The organism is Nitrospira sp. (assembly GCA_029194535.1).
Classification (GTDB): Bacteria; Nitrospirota; Nitrospiria; order Nitrospirales; family Nitrospiraceae; genus Nitrospira_C.
In genome coordinates, this window is record JARFXR010000001.1 from 2,341,271 (window position 1) to 2,365,011 (window position 23,741).

A 23,741-nucleotide genomic window follows, 5' to 3' on the forward strand; every position below is an offset into this window, starting at 1 on the left:
CTTCGATATAGTTCAATAAAATTGGAGGGTTGTGTGTCATCCACCATCTTCATTATCGACAGCAGCCCGGCCGTGCGTCGCATGGTCGAACAGATCTCCACGCCTGAAGGCTACGAAGTCATTGGTTTCCAGGACGGTCCGACGGCCCTGGAGGCTGCCCGCAAGCAAGGTCCCAATCTGATTATCGCCGATTATCACCTCGACAACATGACCTTTTCTGGATTCTGCAAGGAAGTTCACAAGCTGGATACGCTTTCCGAGACCTTCATCATTTCCCTGGTCGGCGCGGCGGATCGCCTCGATGAATCTCATTTGCGGGCTCTGGGCGTCAAGGCGTTCCTCAAGAAGCCGTTTCAAACCGAGCACCTGCTCGATCTCATCAAAGATCTCGATCGCAGCAAGCCGGCACCGGCGAATGGGACCAAGAAGAAGCGGCGCGTATGGCCGCCGATGTCCAGCGCCACCGATTCCGATGACGATGATGTCACCGGCTCCCTTGCCGATGACGACCAGACCGGAGAAATTGTCGCCCAGGTGATACCGCCGCCCGTACAGAAGGAAGCTGCCATGACCTCCACTCCCTCGGCCAAGACCCCGGCTCCCGAACCCGAAGACCCGATTAAAGGGCTATTCGGACAGCTCATGCAATCCATGACGGAAAAGGCGGAGACGAAAATCGCGGACATCCTACCGGGCATGATCGCCAAAGACCTGGCCGTGCAGGTATCCAAAGCGGTCGAGGTCGAAGCAAAGCAGCAACTGGCTGCGACGCTCACGCAGGAACGGTTGGCCGAACTCCTGGAGCCGTTGATCAAGAAAGAATTGCCCAATGTGCTCTCCCGGGAATTGCCGGCGCTCGAACCGATCCTCCGAAACGGCCTTGTCGAAATCGCGACTCCATTGATCAAGGACCAGGTCGATCTGCTGGTCCGGGAACAGGAAGAAGCCATCAAGGTCGCCGTGCCCGCGGCCTTGCGGGAACACCTGAGATCAATCGACGACGAGATCACACAAGAGATACGGAAAACGGCAACCGCAAAAGCGGAGGCGTTGGCCGAGGACTTGGTCCGCGCAGCGGCGAACGACCACGTTCAGCAGACGGTGTTGGAGCTGGTTCCCGGAATTGCCGAAGAGCAGGTCAAGAACGAACTCAAACGACTGACCGAAGCCGCATGACGGTCAGAGACAACCGCTAGCCCCTCTTTCCCTTTTTACCACGCCGAGCCTGAGCCAGCGCCTTCATCCGCTTCACATTCTTACGGTGCTTCTTCCTCGTCTTACGATCCTTTTCTCGACCGGTGGCCATGGATGCTCTCCCTACTGACTGAAGAGATGTGTGAATTCCAACCGGAACTCCTTCCGGCTCGCTGCGCGACTGTATAGCACAGGGACTCCGGCTGCTCAAGCATGCGCGCCCCGCTGGAATCTTGAGAGGGGTTCATCCGCATGCTAAGATGCGTCCGCCTATTGCAACGGCATGCATGACGACCCGCCAACTCGACAAGACCTACGACCCCAAAACGGTGGAGGCACGGTGGTACCAAACATGGATCGACCGAGGCTATTTCCACACGTCGCCTGACCGCCCCGGCCGGCCCTATTCCATCGTCATTCCTCCGCCGAACGTCACGGGCTCGCTGCACGTCGGCCATGCGCTGAATCATTCCCTCCAGGACATTCTGATCCGTTGGCGGCGGATGCAGGGACGAAACACGCTGTGGCTTCCCGGCACCGATCACGCCGGCATCGCCACCCAAAACGTCGTGGAGAAGCAACTGCTGGCGGAGGGATCGTCCAGGGAAACGCTCGGCCGCGAACGCTTCATTGAACGAGTCTGGCAGTGGAAGGCCACGTCAGGAAACAAGATCATCAACCAGCAGAAACAGCTCGGCGAGTCCTGCGATTGGGACCGGCTCCGCTTCACAATGGATGAAGGACTCTCGAAAGCCGTCACCGAGGTGTTCGTCCGCCTCCACGAAGACGGACTGATGTACCGAGGCGAACGGCTCATCAATTGGTGTCCGCGCTGTCTGACCGCCCTATCGGACATTGAGGTCGAGCATGAGGAGGTCAAGGGCAAGCTCTATCACATCCGCTACCCGCTGGCGGACGAGCCCGCCCTGTCGCTGACGGTCGCCACGACAAGACCAGAGACCCTGTTGGGTGATATGGCCGTGGCGGTCCATCCCGAGGATCGCCGCCATCGCCACCTGGTGGGGCGCCATGTCTTGCTCCCCCTCACCGCGCGCCGGATTCCGGTCGTCGCCGATCCGATGCTGGTCGATTTAGAATTCGGGACCGGGGCGGTCAAGATCACCCCCGCACATGACTTCAACGACTTTGAAGCCGGCGAACGACATCGACTTCCGCGGCTCTCCCTATACGACGAACAGGCCAGAATGGATTCTTCCGGATTGCGTGAAGCCCAAGTGGAGGATGACCTCCGCAGTCAACTGGAAGGGAAGCCGGTCCAGAAAGCCAGGGCGCTGATCGTCACCGCACTCACCGAGTATGGCCTTCTTGAGAAAACCGAGGACCACAAAATGGCCCTCGGTCATTGCTATCGCTGCAAGACGATCGTCGAGCCCTATCTGTCTCCCCAGTGGTTCGTGAAAATCCATCCGCTCGCGGAGCCGGCCATCCAGGCGGTAGAAACCGGAAAAATTCGGATAATCCCCGAGGGGTGGAAAAACAACTATCTCGGCTGGATGAGGGAGATCAAGGATTGGTGCGTGTCGCGGCAAATCTGGTGGGGGCACCAGATCCCGGCCTGGTATTGCCTGGCGTGCAACGCCGGCTCGATTTTCACGCATCAGATCCAGGGACCTTCCGGCGAAACAGGCGGCCGCGAGAGGCTCGTCCTCTCCAAGACTGCCCGCCCGATCGTCGCGCGTTCCGCCCCCGCGAATTGCTCTACCTGCGGGGGCGTGAAACTGCTGCGCGATCCCGACGTGCTCGACACATGGTTCTCGTCCGGTCTCTGGCCGTTCTCGACCTTCGGATGGCCCGATCAGACACCTGAACTGAAGACCTACTACCCCACCTCGACGTTGGTAACCGGCCTCGACATCCTCTTTTTCTGGGTCGCCCGCATGATCATGCTCGGACTGAAGTTCATGGGAGATGTGCCCTTTCGCGACGTCTACATTCACGCCCTCGTGCGGGATGCCGAGGGACAGAAGATGAGCAAATCGAAAGGCAATGTAATTGATCCGCTTCACGTGATGGACCAATACGGCACCGATGCGCTGCGCTTTACGCTGGCTTCGATGGCATCCCCCGGTCGTGATGTTCGTCTCGCCGAAGACCGGATCGAAGGGTACCGAAATTTCGCGAACAAGATCTGGAACGCAGCTCGTTTTGCCCATATGCATCTCGACAAGCCCCGCAAGTCGAAGCCCGTTTCCGAGCGATCCTTTCCCGATCGCTGGGTCATGAGCCGCCTGAACCACACCGTCCAGCTCGTCAGCAACGAGTTGGAGACCTACCGTTTCGATCGGGCGTCCATGGCGCTGTATCAGTTCATCTGGCATGAGTACTGTGACTGGTACCTGGAGCTGATCAAACCTGCGCTTCAAGAGGCGGCGACGGACGAGGCACAAGCGACCAGGCAGACGCTCGCCGACACACTCGAGACGATCATGCGCCTCCTACATCCGTTCATGCCTTTCCTCACAGAGGAGATTTGGCAGGCTCTCCCCCACGAAGGGGACAGCGTCATGACGAAGCCGTATCCGGTTCCCGTCGCTTCTTGGGCGGCGCCCGACATGGAGGAGCGCTTTACGCTGCTCGACCAGACCGTGAGTCTGCTCCGCACCGCGCGGGCGCTGCTGAGCTATCCTCCGGCGCAGCCGATCCGATTCGTCGTCACGCACGACGACCCGGTCCGGCGGCGACAGGTGGAGGCCCTTCATCCGTACATTGCGCATCTGGGTCGAGGAACGATCGAGCCGGATCCAAACGTCTCGATCGTCAAGCGGCTGCGGATGGTCACGGAAGGGCTCGCCGTCGCGGTCACGGTGGCCGACGACGTCGATGTCCAAAAAGCGCTGGATCGCCTCCTCAAGCAGCAGGACGAGCAGGCCAAGGAGATCGGTCGGTTGCAAGGAAAATTGGGCAACGCGGAATTTAGCGCCAAGGCGCCGCCCGAAGTCATTGCCGACCACCAGCAGCGACTCCGCACACTCCGCGGCGACCAGAGCATCCTCGCCAGCAGTGCCACTCAGCTGCGGGCGATGCTGGAAGCCTGACGATGGTGCCTCCGCCGGCTGCAGACATCAGGCGTGCGGTCCGCATGGGAATCGTCGAGGATCTCGCTGAAGGAGACGTCACGACAGAGTGTCTGTTCTCCGTCCCGATTGAAGCCCGTGCCCGCATCGTCGCTCAAGAAGAGATCGTGGTCGCGGGCATGACTCCCGCGGTACAAACCTTTCTGGCGGTCGATCCTTCGCTTCGATTATCCGTGGTCAGGCGCGACGGCACGCCGGCCAAGGCCGGCGACGTCCTCATGACCATCACGGGTGACGGGCGGTCGATTCTCAGGGCGGAGCGAGTTGCGCTGAATTTTCTCCAGCATCTCTCCGGCATCGCCACGCTGACTCGCCGGTTCTGTCGCGCCGTGCAAGGGTACTCCGTCAGCATCATGGATACGCGCAAGACGCTTCCGGGATGGAGAACGATCCAGAAGTGGGCGGTGGCCATGGGTGGCGGCGTCAACCATCGCCGGTCCCTAGCGGACGGCCTGCTCATCAAGGACAATCATCTGGCCCTCCTGCGTGGCAAACGGGCGCCTATTTTGAGTGCGTGCCTGGTTGCCAGAGCCGGAGCACGGCCCAGGAAACCGGTGATCGTGGAAGTGGAGTCGATCCGGCACGTCAAACAGGCGCTGGAGGGCAAAGCCGACATCATTTTGTTGGACAACATGTCCGTCACCGAAGTCAGAAAATCCGTCAAACTGATCGCCGGCCGTGCGCTGGTCGAAGTCTCGGGCGGGATCACCCTCAAGAATGTACGCGCCATGGCGGCGGCCGGAGCCGATCGTATCTCTATCGGCGCACTCACCCACTCGGCTCCCGCCGCGACATTGAGCCTGGAACTGAAGGCCGCGTCGCACACGAAAAGGCGATCCTGACCGGTGACGCCACTCTCACCTCCGCTCACTCGCGACGGTATCCGAAGTCTGCTCGCCACCGAGGCGTTCGGCGCCAGAATTGAACTCCATCAGCAAGTGGATTCGACGAACCGGGAGGCATTCGCACTGGCTCAGGCAGGAGCGGAGCACGGGACGGTCGTCGTGGCCGAAGAGCAGACACAGGGACGCGGTCGCTTGGGACGCACCTGGTTTTCCCCTCCGGGAGTCAACCTCTATTGTTCTGTGATCGTCAAGACCTCGGTGCCGCCGACGCGCTTCTCTCAATGGCTGTCCTGGCTGCCCCTGGCGACCGCCCTCGGCGCCGCGGAGGCGATTGAAGTAGCGGCCTGGCTTCAGACGACACTGAAGTGGCCAAACGATCTGTTGGTCCAGGAGCGCAAGATCGGAGGAATCCTCTGCGAGAGCGGTTCCACCGCCTCGTCCGGCTCGTTTCAGGTGATCGGAATCGGGCTCAACGTCAACGGCACCAGCGATGATTTTCCTCCAGAACTCCGAGCTGTCTCCACCACAATCCGTCAGGAAACCGGTCGTCTGCTGGACCGCCATCATCTGGTGAGCCGACTGCTCCTCGAACTCGAGCATTGTTTGGTTGAATTGACGGCTGAAGGCAGCCGGCGGATCGCTATGGCTTACGCACGCCGGTGCGTCACTTTGGGGCGCCGTGTCCGAGTTTCGCTCGCCGGAGGAGAGGAATTCACCGGAATCGCCAAGACCATTGGGACGGACGGCTCCCTGCAAGTCGTCAGAGACACCCTCTCGACGGGCAGACGGCGTCCCGACATTCGCTCCCTTCGCGCAGCGGACATCGTTCACGTGCGGCCTGGAGAAACTGCAGGATAGTGCCGTACAATATGCGCATGCTCCTGGTCGTCGACATCGGCAACACCAACATCGTCTGGGGGGTCTACGACGGACCTCGGCTTATCGCCCACTGGCGTCTGGCGACCGACTCGAAAAAGACCTCCGACGAATACGGCATCCTGTTCACCAGTTTGCTCACGTCCGTCGGCATTCCCCTGGAACGCATGACCGGAGCCATCGTCTCGAGCGTTGTTCCAGCCCTTACCGGAACCTTCGAAGAGCTGATCGGTGTCTATTTTCGCCAGCGGGCTCTGGTCGTCGGTGCCGAGATGGATCTGGGTCTGACCCTTCGTTACGCCAATCCCAAGGAAATCGGAAGCGATCGTCTCGTGAACGCGGCGGCGGCCTATCACAAGTACCGGCGGGACCTCATCGTGGTTGACTTCGGCACCGCCACCACCTTTTGCGCGATCACGGCAAGCGCCGAATATTTGGGCGGGGTCATCGCCCCTGGTCTGAGCATTTCTGCGGAAGCGTTGTTCGCGCGGGCGGCAAAGTTATCCAAAGTGGAGTTGACGAAGCCGAAGACCGTCATCGGAACGGATACGACGGCGAGCGTCCAAGCCGGTCTGCTGTTCGGCTACGCAGGCCTGGTTGATGCCCTCGTGCGGCGCATTGAACAGGAACTCGGACGTCAGACCCTCGTCATCGCGACCGGTGGGCTGAGCGCCATCGTCGCACCGGAAACCCTGTCCATTCAAAAGGTGGAACCGCTGCTGACCCTGGAAGGATTGCGCTTGCTCTACGGTCGCGCGCACGGAACTTCCTCCCCCTCCATCGAAGTTTGACCCGCGAAGTTCAACCCATGCGGCCATCCAAGTAATTTTTCAGGCGCCTGTTGACTTTATGTCATAGGTGACTACCTCTTAGCGGCAAGAGGTGCACCAGTGTCTGAAAACGATAAGAACGCCAATATAATTGACAACTTAGATGAAGATGGTGTCATCGACTCGCCCGCAGCATCCGGAGAATCGGGCGAAGCGGCGTTGCAACAGGCGTTGGTCGCCAAGGCTGAAGAGCTGAAAGCGCTCAACGACAAATATCTGCGGCACGCCGCCGAGTTCGACAACTACAAACGCCTGGCCCAGCGGGACCAGCGAGAACAGATCAGGTTCGGCAACGAACAGCTGCTCAAGGAACTCTTACCGACGGTCGACAATCTGGAACGGGCCATCAAGGCGGCCAAGACCGACGGGAGCAACGATTCTCTGATTCAAGGCGTCGACTTGACCCTGAAACAATTGCTCACGGTGCTGGGGAGGTTCGGAGTACAGGCCATAGAAACGGTCGGCAAACCCTTCGACCCTTCCGCCCATCAAGCCGTGGCCTCCGTACCGTCAGACAGCGTGCCCGCCCAGCATGTGGTGGAGGAGTTTCAACGAGGCTATCGCTTGCATGATCGCATCTTGAGAGCCGCCATGGTGACGGTGTCGACGGGCGAGGCGGCGGATGGAACGGATGACATCAACTGATGAAATCACTGTGAGAGCGGAAGGAGCACATACACATGGGTAAAGTCATCGGCATCGATTTAGGGACCACCAATTCCTGCGTGGCCATCATGAGCGGGGGCGACCCCGTGGTCATCGCGAACGCGGAAGGCAGCCGGACCACCCCGTCCGTCGTCGCCATCACGGACAAGGCCGAACGGCTGGTCGGCCAGATCGCTAAACGACAGGCCATCACCAATCCGGAAAATACGATTTTCTCCGTCAAGCGCCTCATGGGACGCAAGTTCCGCAGCAAGGAAGTCCAGGAGGCCCTGAAGCGCCTGCCCTACAAGGTCGTCGAAGCCGACAACGGCGATGCGCACGTCGAACTTCGCGGCAAACGCTACAGCCCGCCGGAAATTTCCGCCATGATCCTGCAGAAGATGCGGCAAACCGCCGAGGACTATCTCGGCGAGAAGGTCACCGAGGCCGTCGTGACGGTGCCGGCCTATTTCGACGACAGCCAGCGGCAAGCCACCAAGGATGCGGGACAGATCGCCGGGTTGAACGTGCTCAGAATCATCAACGAGCCCACCGCGGCGTCGTTGGCCTACGGGCTCGACAAGAAGAAGGACGAACGGATCGCCGTGTATGACCTCGGCGGCGGCACGTTCGACGTGTCGGTGCTCGAAATCGGCGAAGGCGTCTTCGAAGTCAAGTCCACGAACGGCGATACCTATTTAGGCGGCGACGACTTCGACCTCCGCGTCATGGACTGGCTGGTCGACGAGTTCAAGAAGGACCAGGGCATCGATCTGCGGAAGGATCGGATGGCGCTGCAGCGTCTCAAGGAAGCGGCCGAACGGGCCAAGATCGAATTGTCGTCCTCCCAGGAAACCGAGATCAACCTCCCGTTCATCACCGCGGATGCCAGCGGACCTAAGCACATGGTCATCAAGTTGACGAGGGCCAAGCTCGAGCAGCTCGTCGACGACCTGATCCAGCGGACGATCGATCCTTGTAAAAAGGCGCTGGCCGACGCCGGCGTGTCGCCGCGCGACATCAACGAAGTGGTGCTCGTCGGCGGCATGACCCGGATGCCGAAGGTCATTCAGGTCGTCAAGGATTTCTTCGGCAAGGAACCGCACCGAGGCGTCAACCCGGACGAAGTCGTGGCCATCGGCGCCGGCATTCAGGGCGGCGTGCTCAAGGGCGACGTCAAAGACGTCTTGTTGCTGGACGTGACGCCTCTCTCGCTGGGCATCGAGACCCTCGGTGGGGTCTTCACCAAGCTCATCGAGCGGAACACGACCGTTCCGACCAAGAAGAGCCAGGTCTTTTCAACCGCTGCAGACAACCAGACGGCGGTGACCATCCGCGTGTTTCAGGGCGAACGTGAGATGGCCAACGACAACAAGCTGCTCGGCCAGTTCGACTTGGTCGGCATTCCTTCCGCTCCCCGCGGAATGCCGCAGATTGAGGTCACGTTCGATATCGACGCCAACGGTATCGTCCATGTCTCGGCGAAGGACTTGGCGACGCAAAAGGAACAGTCCATCAAGATCACGGCCTCCAGCGGTCTCAGCAAGGAGGAAGTGGAGAAGCTCGTCAAAGACGCGCAGGCGCATACCGAGGACGACAAGAAGCGCCGCAAGGCCGCCGAAGCCAAAAATCAGGCGGACAACCTTCTCTATCAGACGGAGAAGAATCTCTCCGAGCACGGCGACAAGATCGCGCCGGAAGAAAAATCCAAGATCGAGGAAGCCATCGCCAATTTGAAAAAGGCCATGGAAGGCCAGGATGCCGATGCGATCGAATCCGCCACGCAGGCGTTGACGACCGCATCGCACAAACTGGCCGAAGAAATGTACAAGAAGGCGTCGGCCAATACCTCGGCAAGCGCCGGTGCGGGCGATGCGTCGGGCCAGCAGCACAACGGCGCCAAGACCGACGAGAAGGTCGTGGACGCCGAGTTCGAAGAAGTGGACAAAGACAAGAAGTAAGTTAAAATACTCAGCAGTGAGACCGGGCTTCGCCAAAACGCGGGGCCCGGTCTTTCTACGCGATCCATACTGGATGATGCCTTCCGTGGCGAAACGCGATTTCTACGAAACATTAGGTGTCGAGCGGACGGCGAGCGAGGACGAGGTCAAGAAGGCCTACCGTAAGCTCGCCCGTCAGTACCATCCCGATCTCCAAACCGGCGACCAACAGAAAAAGCACGCCGAAGAGAAGTTCAAGGAGATCAACGAGGCCTACGAGCATCTCAGCGATCAGGAAAAGCGCAAACGTTACGACATGTTCGGGCATGCCGGCACGCAAGGCGGCACCGGATTCGAGGGCTTCGATTTCGGCCGTGGCGGAGGCTTCGGAGACGTCTTCAACGACATTTTCGAGGATTTCTTCGGAGGGCAACGGGGCGGGGCACGTCCCGAGCGCGGCAACGATTTGCAATACAACCTCGAACTGACGTTCGAGGAAGCGGTCTACGGTAAGGACGCCAAGCTGAAGATTCCCCGTTGGGAATCCTGTGGCGATTGCAAGGGAACCGGAGCCAAATCTACCGCGGCGATCAAGACCTGCCCCAGCTGCAAAGGCGCCGGACAGATTCGACTCCAGCAAGGCTTCTTCAGCGTCAGTCGTCCCTGCGGTCAGTGCGACGGCGCGGGCCGCATCGTGACCGAGCCCTGTCCCGCCTGCCAAGGCCGCCAGCGGATCTACCGCGAACGGACCATCGCCGTCCATATTCCACCCGGCATCGAGACCGGCATGCGCCTGCGCCTCGCCAACGAAGGCGAGCACGGAGTCAACGGAGGGCCTCCCGGAGATCTCTATGTCGCGATCACCGTCAAGCCTCATCCGGTCTTCGTACGCAAGGGCAACGACATTCTCTGCGACGTGCCGATCAACTTCGTGACCGCCATTCTCGGGGGCAAGATCGAGGTGCCCACACTCAAAGGCCCGACCGTCCTGAAAGTTCCGGCGGGCAGCCAGCCGGACAAGGTTCTGCGCCTCAAAGGCTTGGGCATTCCAAGCCTCAAAGGACAGACGACCGGCGATCAGCTCTATACCATCAAGATCCAGATCCCCACGAAGCTCACAGGCCGTCAAAAGGAACTGCTCACCGAATTCGGGAAAGAGAGCGGCATGTCCATGGAACCGGACGGCGACGGGTTTTTCGATAAGATGAAGACGTTCTTCGAGTAAGATCGCCTCTCCACCAGTCTGCTGTTCCTATGCCCACCTTCTTCGTGGCTTCCGACGCCGTTACGCCGCTTGTGGTCCGTATTGAAGGGCCGCTCCTCAAACACCTGCGCGATAGTCTCCGGCTTCAGCTTGGCGAAACGCTCGTTCTCACCGACGACAGGTGTCGGCGGTATCGAACGACGATCATGAAGGTCACGGCGCAGAGTCTGGAGTGTCACATCGTCGCAACGACTCTTGCGCCGGTGCGGGAAAGCCCGTCGCTCATCCTTATCCAGGCTCTTCTGAAAGGAGAGAAGATGGATTGGGTGATCCAGAAGGCCACTGAGCTGGGCGTGGATCACATCGTCCCCGTTCAAACCAAGAATGCGGTGGTGAAGATCCATCCCGATCGGGTCGAGCACCAGCGCGCGAGATGGGAACGCATCGCACTCGAAGCGGCGCAACAGTCGGAGCGCTGGACTGTTCCGACGATCGCCGCGCCGACTGAGTTGTCCAAGGCGATAGCCTCTTACCCTTTTGCCACGAAATTCGTGTTGGCTGAACGATCGGCGGAACCTTCCCTCACGTCGGTTCTCCTGCCTGATGGGACGGACCAGGCCATTCTGTTGCTGATCGGCCCGGAAGGCGGATGGGATTCGGGAGAACTTCGCCAGGCCGCCGACATCGGTTTTCAGGCGGTGACGATCGGCGCACGCATCCTTCGCGCAGAGACCGCGGCGATCGTCGCAATCAGCATTGTGCAGTCTCGATTGGGCGAATTGGGATAGCGAAGGAACGCCTACTCATTCCATTCTTCGTTCAACCACACTGGGCTTCGTATCTGCCTGGCCGTGCCATCCGTTCCATTCCGTGTCCCGCACGAATGGAATCGCGAGCGCAGTGCTTGCTGTCGTTCCTGAATGACAGTTATCGAGCAGGGAAGGAACCTGAATCAGGCTAATCGGGGCGGATTACTCAAAGGGGTAGTTCGTTCAGGTAGTTTGTAAAAGCGGCATGAGATGGCCGGCACGCGACTTGTGCCGGAACCGGGCCCCGTACTTGCTGAACTGAGGCGAGTCCAGTCTCTCCTCGCCTTCTCCAGTGCATCTGAAGTCGAACCCAACAGAGCGCTCTGCGAGCCAAGCGAGTAGCGGGTGACATCGATCAATGGCTCGCACGCAGCGGGGTCCCCACACCGGGCGGGGTGCGAGTACGAGCCATGATCGATGGCAGGACCCGCTCCGCCAGTCCCTTATTTGCCGATCTTCAGCTGCACGATCGTCCCTTTTTCCCCGCCGGTCCAGCCATGCAATGGATCGGGAAACGCCAAACCGAAGAGGGAGACACCTGCGATCGACCCCTGTTCGGTCCAGGTAAATCCGTTGTCCGTCGTGTGATAAACCATGCCGCGTTCGCCGACGATCCAGCCTGTCTTGGGGTCGGTGAACCGAATGCGAAGCAGATCGGTCAATCTCGTGCAGGTCTTGGTACAGGGCAACGTGCGATCGACCCAACGACCCCCTCCGTCCGTCGTGTGGAACATGGCGCCGGCATTGCCGACAGCCCACCCGGTCGTGGAATCCGAAAAGAAGACATCGAACAGAGTGACCGAACCTTGAGTCTCCTGCGCAACCCAGGTTGCCCCTCCGTCCTCTGTCGCGAGGACCGTCCCGACAGCGCCGACCGCAGTTCCCCGACGCGGGGTCACAAACTGTACGGCGTAGAGCGCTGCGGAAGTGGTACTGGATTGGTCTGCCCAACTGTCGCCGCCATCGGTCGTGTGGAGAATCGTTCCATTCCCACCGACGACCCATCCTTCCTGCGGCGACACGAATGAGAGACCGTACAGAGGCGTCTGGGTATCGATCGGTTGCGGCGCCCAAGTGGCCCCGCCGTCGGTGCTGTGTCTAATCGTCCCATTCGCTCCGACGATCCACCCCCGTTTGTCGTCGACAAACAACACTCCCGTCAATAAAGCTGTCGTGCCGCTCGGAATTTTCTTCCACTTCTGCCCCCCGTCAATCGTCTTGAGCACAGTACCCCCTGCTCCCACAGCCCATCCGACCTGGGGATTGCGAAAGTACAAGCCCATCAGTGTCACTTCCGTGCCGGTTTTCTGCGGGACGGTTTTCAGAATCGGCTCGGATGAGGCGTGTGACGAAAAACCAAGGACGAGGATGAGAAGGAGGAGCCGGGTGATGCTCATAGGACCGAACGAGAGGCGCATCTGATCAATCGTTGGTGCTGCCTTCCGGCCTGGTTTCAAAGAAGCTCTGGTCCGGCATGCCCTTGGCTTCGATCGTGAATGTCCCTGCCTCCAAGGTCAGCCACTTCTTGGCGGTACAACAGGTCCCGTCGGGCAGCATGTCCCAGGATCCGCGCCGAATCACGAGAGGCCCGGTCGAGAGATCGGGATTGAACTGCCCCTGCTTCCCGATTCCGAAGAGGTGACGGTGGGGAACACGAACCTTGATTTCCGTGTCGGTCCACGACACGACGATAGCTCCGATGTTGTTGAACAGGACCTCCGTGCGGGAGACGTTTTCGCCGAGCTCCATTTGATGGAGCTTAAACGCCCCTTCGGCGAGTCCCGGTTGAGTCGCTTCAGTCGTCTTGATGAAGGTCCCGAATCCAGACCCTTTGATGGTCACGATGTCGTCCAGTCCTGCGGAGGCAGGCGAGAACGATTCGATCACCGGCACAACGACGGCGAAGGTTCCTGCTTCGGTTGAGACGATCCCAACCTCGGTGCAACAGGACCCGTCGGCATTCGGCTTCGGAGCCCCTCGCTTGACGACTACCGGACCGCTCTTCGCGCTGAACGGCACCCAGACGTCGATCCGGTCGTCGTGCCAACGGTAAATCACCGCCGGCACACCGCCGATTTCCACGCGGTTCTGCCCGGTATCGAAGTCCACATAATTGTAGGGGGTGGAGCCGCTTTCCGAATAGGCTCCGAAATGCTCGCCTCGAATCCTGATCATGGTTCCGATGGGGGCGCCCGTCGGCGAAACGCCTGTGGCCTTGGGGGTCTCCACCGTAAAGGTCGCGACAGTCCGCTCCTGTCCCTTTCGCTTGAGCACGACCGGTCCTGTCTCAGCGTTCATGGGTACGTGCGCCACGATCGACCGATCGGTCCACTGCACCACGGCAGCCGGACGCCCGCCGATCAATACATCATCGCCTGCTTCCCTGGCCGTGCCGAATTCCTGACCGAACAAGACCACCTTCGTCCCAGCCGGTCCATGCAACGGATCCACCTGTACCACAGGAATCACCTTCAAGGACACGGGATTGCTCAGGACGTATTGCACCGGGGCGCAACAGGACCCGTCGGGAAGCGGATCGGACGAGGACAATCGCACCACCACTTCGCCGGACTTCGCGTTGGCTGGAACTTCCACCTCGATCTTTTCATCTTTCCATCGCCGCGGCCTGACGGTGACGCCCCCGATCAGCACATCATTGACTCCGAACATCGTGTTCGGATCACGAGGACCGGCGGTGACCCCAAAGTGTTCGCCGACGATTTCGACTGTGTGGCCCGGCTCGATGGCGGCGGGATTGATGGAGGTAATTTTCGGAAAGACGGAGGTGAAGGTTCCGGCGCGCAACTTTTTCTTCCCGATCCTCACCTCAACCGGACCTGTCTGCGCCTTCGACGGAACCTTGACCTCGACAACGTCGGGATCCCAACGCTGGATCAGCGCCGGAATTCCTCCGAACGTCACCTGGTTGGCTTGCATCGACTTAAACGCGCCCAGCCCATGTCCGACAATGGTAACCGTGGCACCGGGAACTCCTGTCGAGGGCTCGACATGGAGGGCAGTTTCCGGCGGCGCGGCCAGCGCGGCTGCGTGCCACGACAGGAGGACAACTCCCCCCAGGCTCACTAGCGTCTTCAACGAGCGCAATGTTCGTCCCTTCAGTGAGCCCATAACCAGAGGAGAATACAAGGCTCTGCGTGGCACGAGAACCCCACGCACCGGAGAAGGAGGGAAGTTCGGGGGTACAACGTGAATCAACGCGGCAATCGGACTATAGCAAGCGGTTTTTTCGGGTGTCAAGCCGACGCGGCGGCGATGTTCGGACGAGCGGTGACGTCGGACAGAGCAGCGATCAGGCCACTTGGATAATGAGCTCGATCTCGATTGCGGCGCCGCGGGGCAACTCCATCGCCCCGACCGCCACTCTGGCGTGACGCCCCTTCTCGCCAAAAATCGCCACAAGCAGATCGGATGCGCCGTTGAGCACCTGAGGCTGATCGGTAAATCCGTCGGCGGACGCGACATACCCCACAACTTTGACGACGCGTACGATCCGATCCAGCGAGCCGAGTTCCTGCTTGACGATCGCAAGGGCGTTGAGCAGCGCCGTTCTGGCCGCCTCGGCTCCCTGCTCGACGCGCAATTCGCGACCGAGTTTTCCCGACCAGGCCAACTGCCCCTGGTGCATCGGCAGCACGCCGGACAAGAACAACAGATCGCCCGCCCGCACCGCCGATACATAGGTGGCGACCGGCTTCGGAGCTTGCGGCAATTCGACGCCGATCTCCTTCAATTTCTCTTCGTAGGACATGCTCGTCTCATAGTTCCGAGGTATGAATTCTGACTTTGGGTCAGCGAATTTGAAACTCAGCACTCAGAACCAGGCACTCAGCACTAGGAGCTATCCCGCCTGCAGCGCGTCCAGGAAACTCTCTCCTACCGGCAACGCCTCCCCGAGAAGTGCTTCCACGACGGTCTGTCCAAGGTCGGCGGCACTCGGGCGCACGCCGAGATTGACTCCCTGAGCCAGCTTCGGCCCGGTGACCAGCAGCGGCACATATTCCCTGGTCGGTAGACGATGTTTCTTGGCTGGATGCCGTCCGTGATCCCCGGTCACGATGAGAAGATCCCCCGGCCGCAGCTGCTCGAGCACATGAGGAAGCCGTCGATCGAATTCATGGAGCGATGTCACGGACCCGGCCGGCTCGTCGTCAAAGACATCCAGTCCGGCATAGATCAGGCCACGCGGCACTTTGTTGAGCATGCCGTCGACTTCGTCGAATGCCGCGCTCCACGACGCCGACTGTAGCGTCCTGGTAAATCCCCTACCGCTGAACAGATCCCCGACTTTTCCCACACCGATTAGAATCTGATTGGCACGGCCTAGCACGTCCAACATGGTTTGAGCCGGCGGCTCAATCGCAAAATCACGCCGGCCGGGTTTGTAGCGCCAGGCTCCCGGTTGTCCCGTCATGGGATGGGCCACAACCCGCCAAATTCCCCACGGCTCCTTCACGGCCCTGCGGGCCTCTCGGCACAATCGCAGAAGATGGTCTGCCGCCAGCACGGTCTCATGTGCGGCGACATGGCAGGTCCGCCGGCCATCGGTCCATAGGATCGGCGCTTTCGACGACAGGTGCTGCGTGGCCAGTTCCCGGAGCAGCGCAGGACCGAAGGCAACCTGATTGCCCAAGGTTTTTCCGAAAATCTGCTCCAGCTCGGTCTGAAGTTTTTCGGGATAACCGCTCGAATAGTCGGTCGCTTTCTCAGTGATGATGCATCCGGCCAGTTCCCAGTTTCCCAGGAGCGAATCGCTGCCGGTGGATTGGAACGCAAGTCGGCCGAAGCAGCCGCTGGGTTGTGCCATCACTCGCACACCGCGGACACCGCCCAAGTGGCCCAGACCCAACGATTCCAGCGTGGGAAGGTTCACTCCGCCGGTCTCCTCGGCAAGATACGCTAAGGTATTGGTCCCGGCGTCGGCATAGTCGTCGGCGTCCGGCAGGGCACCGACTCCGAACCCTCCGAGTACGAACAGAATGACGCGCTGCATGATGCGCGCACTATAGCAGAAGCCGCTGCAGGGCGAAACGTCGTGCAGTTCGTCACGCGCGACGCTTCTGTTTCCACTCCGCGACAATCGCCAGGCCGGCGCTCGTGCCGATTCGATCGGCTCCTGCCTCCAGCAAGGCCCGCGTGGCGGCCCAGTTTCTGATGCCGCCGGACGCTTTGACCCTGGCCTTCCCACCAACCTGCTCCTTCATCAATTTCACGTCGGCCACGGTCGCCCCGGCTGGTCCAAATCCCGTCGAAGTTTTCACGTAGTCCGCCCGTGCCTCCAAGGCCAGCCGGCAGGCCGTGATCTTTTCTTGCAGCGTGAGGTAGCAGGTCTCGATGATGACTTTGTGCTCGGCGGAGACCGTCGCCGCAACGACCTCGGCAATATCCCGACGGACGGCATCAACGTCGCCCGATTTCAGACGGCTGATGTTGATGACCATGTCAACCACCGTGGCGCCCCGCGCCACCCCGTCCACGGCTTCCGCGACCTTCGCCGCAGTCGAGTGGCCGCCGAGCGGGAAGCCGACCGGAATGCCCACCCGAATCGCGGCGCCGGCCACGGCCTCCACCGCCTCCCCGACATAGCACGGTGGGACGAAGATCACCGGGAAGCCGTGCATCCGGGCCTCGTCGCAGAGGCGCAACACATCGTGCCTGGTCGCCTCTGGACGCAGAATCGTATGGTCGATCAACGCAGGCAGATTCCACGATCCATCGCTCATCATGCTCCTTTCCCGCATCGATTGGTGAACAGGGACCTCGACCCGGATGGGATTAGGTGCGCGGCAGCGCACCGCGTCTGAACGGACGTTTCTGATACTTCTCGACCGCCTGATTATGCTCGGAGAGTGTCGAGGAGAAATGGTGGGTACCGTCGTTGCGCGACACGAAATACAGGGCGCGTGAATTCGAGGGATACAACGCCGCTTCGATGGCTCTCAGACCCGGACTGGCGATCGGGCCTGGCGGCAAGCCCACGACCCTGTAGGTATTGTAGGGGCTCGGGCTGGAGAGATCCTTCTTCCGGATATTGCCGTCGAATCCGGTCAAACCGTAAATGACCGTCGGATCACTCTGCAACGGAATGTGCTTGCGCAACCGGTTGTGAAAGACCGCGGAGATCTCCGCTCGCTCCGCGTCCGCCCCGGTTTCTTTCTCGATGACCGAGGCAAGCGTGACCACCTCATGTTGGGTCATCCTCAGGTCGTCCGCCCTCGCCTGCAACTCCGGACGGTACGCCTGTCGAAAATGCTCTACCATGGTCGTGAGGACGTCCTTCGTTCGGACCGCCTTGGGAAACTTGTACGTATCCGGAAAGAGATAGCCTTCCAGGCTGTCCACCCTCAGACCCAGCGATGCGATGAAGGGACCATCCCGCGCCAGCCTCAGAAAGTCGGCCCGGTCCGCGACCTCATGCTGCTCCATCAACAGGGCCATCTGTGCCAAGGTCAGCCCTTCCGGTATGGTGATCGAGTGCAGGACCACCTGACCGCTGAGCAGCTTGGCAAGAATCTCCGCCGGCGCCATGGCCGCGTTGAGCTCGTACTCCCCGGCACGGATCCGCCGGTCCGCCGACTGTGACCGTCCGAGCAGAACAAAAGCAGGACGGCTCTTGATCAACCCTTCCTGTTCGAGCAAGGTCGCGACTTGGAAAAACGTGGAGCCATCCGGAATCGTCACGATTTTGGAAGAGGGATGGTCCTGACCGGAAACGACCGGCGCTTCAGCCCATTTCATCACGCGATAGGCGGCCACGCCCAGCGCGACGACCACGGACAGGAGCAGCATGAGGGTAATCCGGGATGTCATGAGCCTGTGCGAGCGTTGCCTCCTCGTAATCGGAACCGCCGCCTGCGCCAGAAGGGGGCGACGCCAGGCTTGCCAGATAGCTCTGCAACAAGATTGCGGCGGCCACGCGATCGACGGCGCCTTTGCGCTTCTTCCGGCTCACATCAGCGGCGATCAGCAAGTCCTCCGCCGCCTTGGTCGTCATCCGCTCGTCCCAGAGGACGACCGGCACCGGCAGGCCTTGTTCCAGACGGTCGGCGAATTGCCGCATCGCCTGAACTGCCGGCCCTTCCCGTCCGTCCAACTGAAGCGGAAATCCCAGGACCACCTGTCCGACTTCATGAGAACCGACCAACGACGCGACATGTGCGATATCCCGATCAAGGGTACGGCGCTCAAACGTCTCGAGCGGCTGCGCGGTCCAGCCCAGCTCATCGCTGAGGGCGACCCCGATCCGCTTGGTTCCGTAATCGAGGGCCAAGATACGTCGGCCTTGCATAAGTTTACCGCTGCTGCGCCCGTTCAACCAGATCAAAGACCATTTCCAGCGCGCGATCCAGTTTGGCCGGATCCTTCCCTCCTGCCTGAGCCATCTCCGGCCGCCCGCCGCCGGTTCCACCCACTTCGGCCGCCATGACCTTGATCAGGTCGCCGGCCTTGATCTTGCCGGACAGATCCTTGGTCACCACCACAAGTAACGCAACCTTGCCATCGTCCGTCGCCGCTCCCAGCGCCACGATGCCGCTCCGCAGTTTGTCACGAATCTGATCGGCCAGGGCACGTAGACCATTCATGTCCATGCCGTCCGCACGTTGGACATGCACGGAGACGCCGGCGACCGTCTTCACCGTGGAGGCGACGGAAGAGCCGCTCGCCATCTTCAACTTCAGTTCTTCGAGCTCCCGCTCCTTGTCCTTGAGCTGGGTCATCAGCTTGCGCGTCTTGGACACCAGTTCAGGTTGTGCGACCTTCAAGAGATCGGACAACTCCCGCACCTCCGCCTCAAGCTTTCTCCACATGGCCAGCGCGCCGCTGCCGGTTTGCGCTTCTATCCGCCTGACGCCGGCCGCGACTCCGGTTTCGGAAACGATTCTGAAGAGGCCGATCTCACCGGTCTGGCGGCAATGGGTGCCTCCGCACAGCTCCTTGCTGAACGATTCGACCGTGACCACCCGCACCTGCTCGCCGTACTTGTCGCCGAAGAACGCCAGCGCGCCGTTCGCCACGGCGTCCTGAATGCTCATGACCTCGGTGCGTACGGTCTCATTGTTTCTGATCTCGCTGTTGACGGTCGTTTCGATCTCGTCGATGTCGCGGGAGGACAGTGGCCGGAAATGCGCGAAGTCGAACCGCAACCGGTTGGGCGCCACCAACGACCCGTACTGCTTGACGTGGGGTCCCAGCAATTCGCGCAAAGCCGCATGCACCAAATGAGTCGCCGTATGGTTGCGCGCCGCATCCTGCCTGGTCGTGCCGTTCACCTGCACCCGAAGCGGCTCGCCCTGCTTGATCCGTCCCTTGCTCACCGTCCCCTTGTGAAGGATGAGCGCCGGCGCCGGCCTCGTCGTATCCTTGACGTCCAGGCGTCCTTCCAGGCCCAGCAGCGCACCCTGATCGCCTACCTGGCCGCCGCCCTCCGCATAAAACGGCGTGACATCGAGCACGACTTCGACTTCGTCGCCTTCCGCCGCCTCCGTGACGATCCGGTCGCCTTTCAAAATGGCCAGCAACACACTGTCGGATTCCAATCGGTCATAGCCGACGAACGTGGTCGCGCCGACCTGCCCGGCCAGCTCGGCCAGTCCGGGCCTCGTCGTTTCCTGTTCGAATCCTCCGGTCTTGCGCGCGCGATTTCGCTGTTCTTCGATCGCGCGGTCGAACCCCTGCTCGTCCAGCGTCATGCCCTGCTCACGGCAGGCTTCACCGATCAAATCCAACGGAAACCCGTAGGTATCGTACAGTTTGAACACATCGGCGCCGGCCAGCATCATGCGGCCGGTCGATCTGGTCTCGTCCACCAGATCGGTTAGGATCGGTAATCCCTGGTCCAAGGTGGCGATGAACCGTTCTTCTTCTCCCCTTGTTGCCTCGGCCACTGTTCCCGCCGAGCTTCTCAATTCAGGGTAGGCTTCACCCATGTTTTCCACGACCGCCGCGGTCAGCTCGTGCAGAAACGGTTCGACGATCCCGAGCAACCGGCCGTGCCTCGCGGCTCGGCGCACGATGCGGCGCAAGACATACCCGCGCCCTTCGTTGGAGGGCAGCACGCCGTCGGTCATCAGAAAGGTCACGGACCGCAAATGGTCGGCGATGACCCGCATCGACCGGTCCGCCTCTTCCTTGCTTCCATACGCGATTCCGGCGCGACGGCCGATTGCCGCGAGCAGCGGCGTGAAGAGATCGCTGTCGTAGTTGCTATGGACGCCTTGAGCGACGGCGGCCAACCGTTCCAGCCCCATCCCGGTGTCTATGCTCGGTTTCGGGAGTGGATGCAGCGTGCCGGCGGCGTCGCGGTTGTACTGCATGAACACGAGGTTCCAGATTTCAATGACCCGATCTCCCGCCCCATTCGGCGTCTCGTCGCCGGGAACCGCCGTCCCCTGATCGAAGTGAATTTCCGAACAAGGTCCGCAAGGGCCGGTGTCCGCCATTTGCCAGAAGTTGTCCTTCTCGCCGAAGCGCATGATGCGCGAGGGGGACACGCCGATCTTCCGCCAGAGTTCGTCGGCCTCATCATCTTCTCGGAAGATCGTGACCCACAGGCGGGAACGATCCAGCCCCACGGTCTTGGTCAGGAACTCCCAGGCAAACGAGATGGCGTCGGCTTTGAAATAGTCGCCGAACGAAAAATTGCCGAGCATTTCGAAGAAGGTATGGTGCCGGCGGGTGTAACCCACATTCTCTAAGTCGTTGTGTTTGCCGCCGGCCCGGAGACACTTCTGCACCGTCACCGCCCGCTTGTAGGGGCGGCTTTCCTCGCCCAGGAACACCCGCTTGAATTGGTTCATGCCCGCGTTGGTGAAGAGCAAGGTGGGGTCCGCTTGCGGAATCAACGGCGAGCTTGGAAGGGACCGATGCCCATGTTCTTCGAAGTACCGGTGGAAACCCCGTCGCAGTTCATCAGCGCTGTTGTTCATCATCGCCCCTCTCCGTCCCAGGCCATTCTCCCATAATACGGGAGATGACGTCTTCTTCAAAACCCCGCTGACGTAGGAGGCGGAGCATTTGTTGCCGGCTCAGCCGGCTGCCGCGACGCTGCTTCAGACCCACCGCCCTGCGGGCTAGCGCGTCCTGATCGACTTCACCCAGCGCACGACGCAGCGCGGCATCGATCACTGCCTCGGGGAGCCCCCTCCGGAGCAGCTCGACTCTCAGCCGGACCGTTCCGAACGGACCTCTCGACAATCGGGACGCAATCCACCGTTCGGCATAAGCGGAATCATCCAGGTACCGAAGCGTCGCCAGGCGCCGGACCGTGCGGGTGATCTGAATCGGCGATGCGCCTCTCGCCCGAAGAAACTCCTCGACCTGCTTCGTGGTCCGATCGAACCGCGCCAGGTACCGCACCGAAATTTGAAGCCACGGATCGGAACATTGAAGCGCCGGGTCCTTCGTGGGCTTACTCATCTGGGGGCGCTCGTCTCTCCGACCGGCGACTCTCCCCGTCTGAACGCGGACCCTCTGTTGGAGCCGAGACAGGCACCCGCCTTCGCCAGGCTGCGGTGGGAGCCTGTTGCATCACACGCCGACCTTGTGCGGTCGCCGCTCTTCGCGCTTTTCCTCTGCGCGCCGCTCTTCCTTCGCCGGCGCAGGGGCGGATTTCTCCGTCCCTCGGCCCGGCAGACCGGCCAGTTCGCGCAACTTCGCTTCAATCTCACGCGCCAGCGGCTGATTCGTCTGAAGAAAATCCCGGACCGCATCCCGACCCTGCCCGAGGCGCTCGCCGCGATAGGAATACCAGGCTCCGGATTTCTCCAGCACTTTCCGATCCACACCCAAATCGACCAGCTCCCCGCTCTTGGAAATGCCCTGTGCGAACAAGATGTCGAACTCCGCCTGCTTGAACGGCGGCGCCATCTTGTTCTTGACCACCTTCACACGAACCCGGCTTCCCACCACCTCCTGCCCTTCCTTGAGCGACTCGATGCGGCGGATGTCGAGCCGGACGGAGGAATAGAACTTCAGGGCGTTGCCGCCGGTCGTCGTTTCAGGGTTCCCGAACATGACGCCCAGTTTCATGCGGATCTGGTTGATGAAAATCACCGTCGTCTGCGACTTCGCGATCGCGGCGGTCAGCTTTCGGAGGGCTTGGGACATCAGCCGGGCTTGCAGGCCCATATGCGCGTCGCCCATTTCGCCTTCGATCTCCGCCCGCGGAGTGAGTGCCGCCACCGAATCGACCACGATCAGATCGATCGCGCCGCTTCTCACCAGCGTTTCGGCGATCTCCAAGGCCTGTTCGCCCGTGTCCGGCTGCGAGACGAGTAAATCATCGGCCTGGACCCCGAGTTTTCTGGCGTAGGTGAGATCCAAGGCATGTTCGGCGTCGATGAAGGCTGACACGCCGCCCGTCTTCTGCACTTCGGCAATCGCATGCAGGGTGAGCGTCGTCTTCCCGGATGCCTCCGGGCCGAAAATCTCGATGACTCGGCCGCGAGGGAACCCGCCGACGCCGAGGGCGATATCGAGCCCCAATGAGCCGGTGGAGATGGCCGGAACGGCCTCGGCAGCCTCCGCATCCCCCAGCTTCATGATGGCTCCCTTCCCATACTGTTTTTCGATCTGGGACAGGGCCAAATCAAGCGCGCGCTTCTTGTCGTCTTTTTCGGCCATGAGCGGTCCTCCTAGTCAATCTGATCAGTCCATGTAATGGAATGGGAGAGGGCGGATTATACCGAAACCGGCCGGAAGAAGCCTAGCGAAGATTCCCCGCCGCAGCCGTTTTACGACCCGCGCTATCGGACAATGGCCGCATTCGGGCGCACAACAGGTCCGCGAGACCGCTTACAGTACGTTGTCCCGCTGAAACCAGTCGGATTGCTTCGAAGATTTCTTCGAGGAACCGGGAAGGGAGAACTGGAAATGCAGCTCCTGTCGCCGCGCATCAGATGACGGTCCCAGCCATCCTTCGGCGGCGAAGTATTGATCGGACTTGGATTTTCCCTCAGGGTAAAACCTGAAGCGGAGGGATTGACGTCCTTCGTCTCTGCTGTTCCCGGCCGGCGCATCTGCGGAAATTTCGAGGTGATCCCTCAGAAGGTCCAAGGCGTGATCGGCCAGCGATTCGAACAACAGCCGATTGCGCAGCGAGTCGAACGGTTGCTCCGGATCGAAGGTATCGGCATCGCCGGCCCATACAGGCGCGATAACAAGCGAACTCGCCAGCATGAGCGGAATCCACATCCGTAACCCAACACGCATGGCTTTACTGTATTCCGTGATCCAATCAAGGTCAAGCACCGGCGACAGAGATTCGCTCATTCCTTGACGAAGTCG

The 23,741-nt window shown here is 60.8% G+C and carries 20 protein-coding genes; 9 read left to right on the top strand and 11 right to left on the bottom strand.

Annotated elements, in window-relative coordinates; all coding sequences use genetic code 11:
- Positions 1-33 precede the first annotated feature (33 nt).
- The 9 genes from P0111_10775 to P0111_10815 all read left to right on the top strand — a co-directional run bounded on the left by P0111_10775 (position 34) and on the right by P0111_10815 (position 11,417).
- Positions 34-1,176 carry a response regulator gene (locus P0111_10775; GenBank protein MDF0644506.1) on the top strand — a complete coding sequence of 381 codons (1,143 nt, stop codon included), beginning with the start codon at positions 34-36 and terminating at the stop codon, positions 1,174-1,176.
- Positions 1,177-1,481: 305 nt separating this feature from the next.
- Positions 1,482-4,250: a valine--tRNA ligase gene (locus tag P0111_10780; GenBank protein ID MDF0644507.1), complete on the top strand. Its 2,769-nt coding sequence runs from the start codon at positions 1,482-1,484 to the stop codon at positions 4,248-4,250.
- A 2-nt stretch (positions 4,251-4,252) separates the two neighbouring features.
- Entirely contained in the window at positions 4,253-5,131 is an 879-nt protein-coding gene (gene nadC / locus P0111_10785) for a carboxylating nicotinate-nucleotide diphosphorylase (GenBank protein MDF0644508.1), read from the top strand.
- A 3-nt stretch (positions 5,132-5,134) separates the two neighbouring features.
- Complete coding sequence (locus P0111_10790; GenBank protein MDF0644509.1) at positions 5,135-5,992, top strand: biotin--[acetyl-CoA-carboxylase] ligase; 858 nt, start codon at positions 5,135-5,137, stop codon at positions 5,990-5,992.
- 11 nt (positions 5,993-6,003) lie between these two features.
- Complete coding sequence (locus P0111_10795; protein MDF0644510.1) at positions 6,004-6,801, top strand: type III pantothenate kinase; 798 nt, start codon at positions 6,004-6,006, stop codon at positions 6,799-6,801.
- Between the two features lie 99 nt (positions 6,802-6,900).
- The gene (gene grpE / locus P0111_10800) at positions 6,901-7,485 is read left to right on the top strand and encodes a nucleotide exchange factor GrpE (protein ID MDF0644511.1); all 585 of its coding nucleotides are present in this window, start codon (positions 6,901-6,903) and stop codon (positions 7,483-7,485) included.
- A 35-nt stretch (positions 7,486-7,520) separates the two neighbouring features.
- The gene (gene dnaK, locus P0111_10805) at positions 7,521-9,446 is read left to right on the top strand and encodes a molecular chaperone DnaK (GenBank protein ID MDF0644512.1); all 1,926 of its coding nucleotides are present in this window, start codon (positions 7,521-7,523) and stop codon (positions 9,444-9,446) included.
- A 76-nt stretch (positions 9,447-9,522) separates the two neighbouring features.
- Positions 9,523-10,650 (top strand): molecular chaperone DnaJ, encoded by a 1,128-nt coding sequence (gene dnaJ, locus P0111_10810; protein MDF0644513.1) that lies wholly within the window; start codon positions 9,523-9,525, stop codon positions 10,648-10,650.
- A gap of 29 nt (positions 10,651-10,679) precedes the next feature.
- Positions 10,680-11,417, top strand: a complete 738-nt coding sequence (locus P0111_10815; protein MDF0644514.1) for a 16S rRNA (uracil(1498)-N(3))-methyltransferase — start codon at positions 10,680-10,682, stop codon at positions 11,415-11,417.
- Positions 11,418-11,881: 464 nt separating this feature from the next.
- On the opposite strand, the gene P0111_10820 is transcribed toward P0111_10815, so the two are convergent.
- From P0111_10820 to P0111_10870, 11 genes are all read right to left on the bottom strand, one after another.
- Positions 11,882-12,856, bottom strand: coding sequence for a YCF48-related protein (locus P0111_10820; GenBank protein ID MDF0644515.1), 975 nt, complete (start codon positions 12,854-12,856; stop codon positions 11,882-11,884).
- 4 nt (positions 12,857-12,860) lie between these two features.
- Positions 12,861-14,534 (bottom strand): IPT/TIG domain-containing protein, encoded by a 1,674-nt coding sequence (locus P0111_10825; protein ID MDF0644516.1) that lies wholly within the window; start codon positions 14,532-14,534, stop codon positions 12,861-12,863.
- A gap of 214 nt (positions 14,535-14,748) precedes the next feature.
- Positions 14,749-15,207, bottom strand: a complete 459-nt coding sequence (locus tag P0111_10830; GenBank protein ID MDF0644517.1) for a RidA family protein — start codon at positions 15,205-15,207, stop codon at positions 14,749-14,751.
- A gap of 90 nt (positions 15,208-15,297) precedes the next feature.
- A complete protein-coding gene (locus P0111_10835; GenBank protein ID MDF0644518.1) occupies positions 15,298-16,449 on the bottom strand; it encodes a phosphopentomutase in 1,152 nt (383 codons plus the stop codon).
- 52 nt (positions 16,450-16,501) lie between these two features.
- Positions 16,502-17,179 (bottom strand): deoxyribose-phosphate aldolase, encoded by a 678-nt coding sequence (deoC, locus tag P0111_10840; GenBank protein ID MDF0644519.1) that lies wholly within the window; start codon positions 17,177-17,179, stop codon positions 16,502-16,504.
- A 52-nt stretch (positions 17,180-17,231) separates the two neighbouring features.
- Positions 17,232-18,245: an endolytic transglycosylase MltG gene (gene mltG / locus P0111_10845; protein ID MDF0644520.1), complete on the bottom strand. Its 1,014-nt coding sequence runs from the start codon at positions 18,243-18,245 to the stop codon at positions 17,232-17,234.
- Positions 18,181-18,744 carry a Holliday junction resolvase RuvX gene (ruvX, locus tag P0111_10850; protein ID MDF0644521.1) on the bottom strand — a complete coding sequence of 188 codons (564 nt, stop codon included), beginning with the start codon at positions 18,742-18,744 and terminating at the stop codon, positions 18,181-18,183. The genes mltG and ruvX overlap by 65 nt, the downstream gene beginning before the upstream one ends.
- 4 nt (positions 18,745-18,748) lie before the next feature.
- Positions 18,749-21,385, bottom strand: coding sequence for an alanine--tRNA ligase (gene alaS / locus P0111_10855; protein ID MDF0644522.1), 2,637 nt, complete (start codon positions 21,383-21,385; stop codon positions 18,749-18,751).
- Positions 21,366-21,872, bottom strand: a complete 507-nt coding sequence (locus P0111_10860; protein MDF0644523.1) for a RecX family transcriptional regulator — start codon at positions 21,870-21,872, stop codon at positions 21,366-21,368. Before P0111_10860 ends, alaS begins: the two co-directional genes overlap by 20 nt.
- Before the next feature lie 111 nt (positions 21,873-21,983).
- Complete coding sequence (recA, locus tag P0111_10865; protein MDF0644524.1) at positions 21,984-23,078, bottom strand: recombinase RecA; 1,095 nt, start codon at positions 23,076-23,078, stop codon at positions 21,984-21,986.
- Positions 23,079-23,249: 171 nt separating this feature from the next.
- A complete protein-coding gene (locus P0111_10870) occupies positions 23,250-23,726 on the bottom strand; it encodes a hypothetical protein (protein ID MDF0644525.1) in 477 nt (158 codons plus the stop codon).
- Positions 23,727-23,741: the final 15 nt, after the last annotated feature.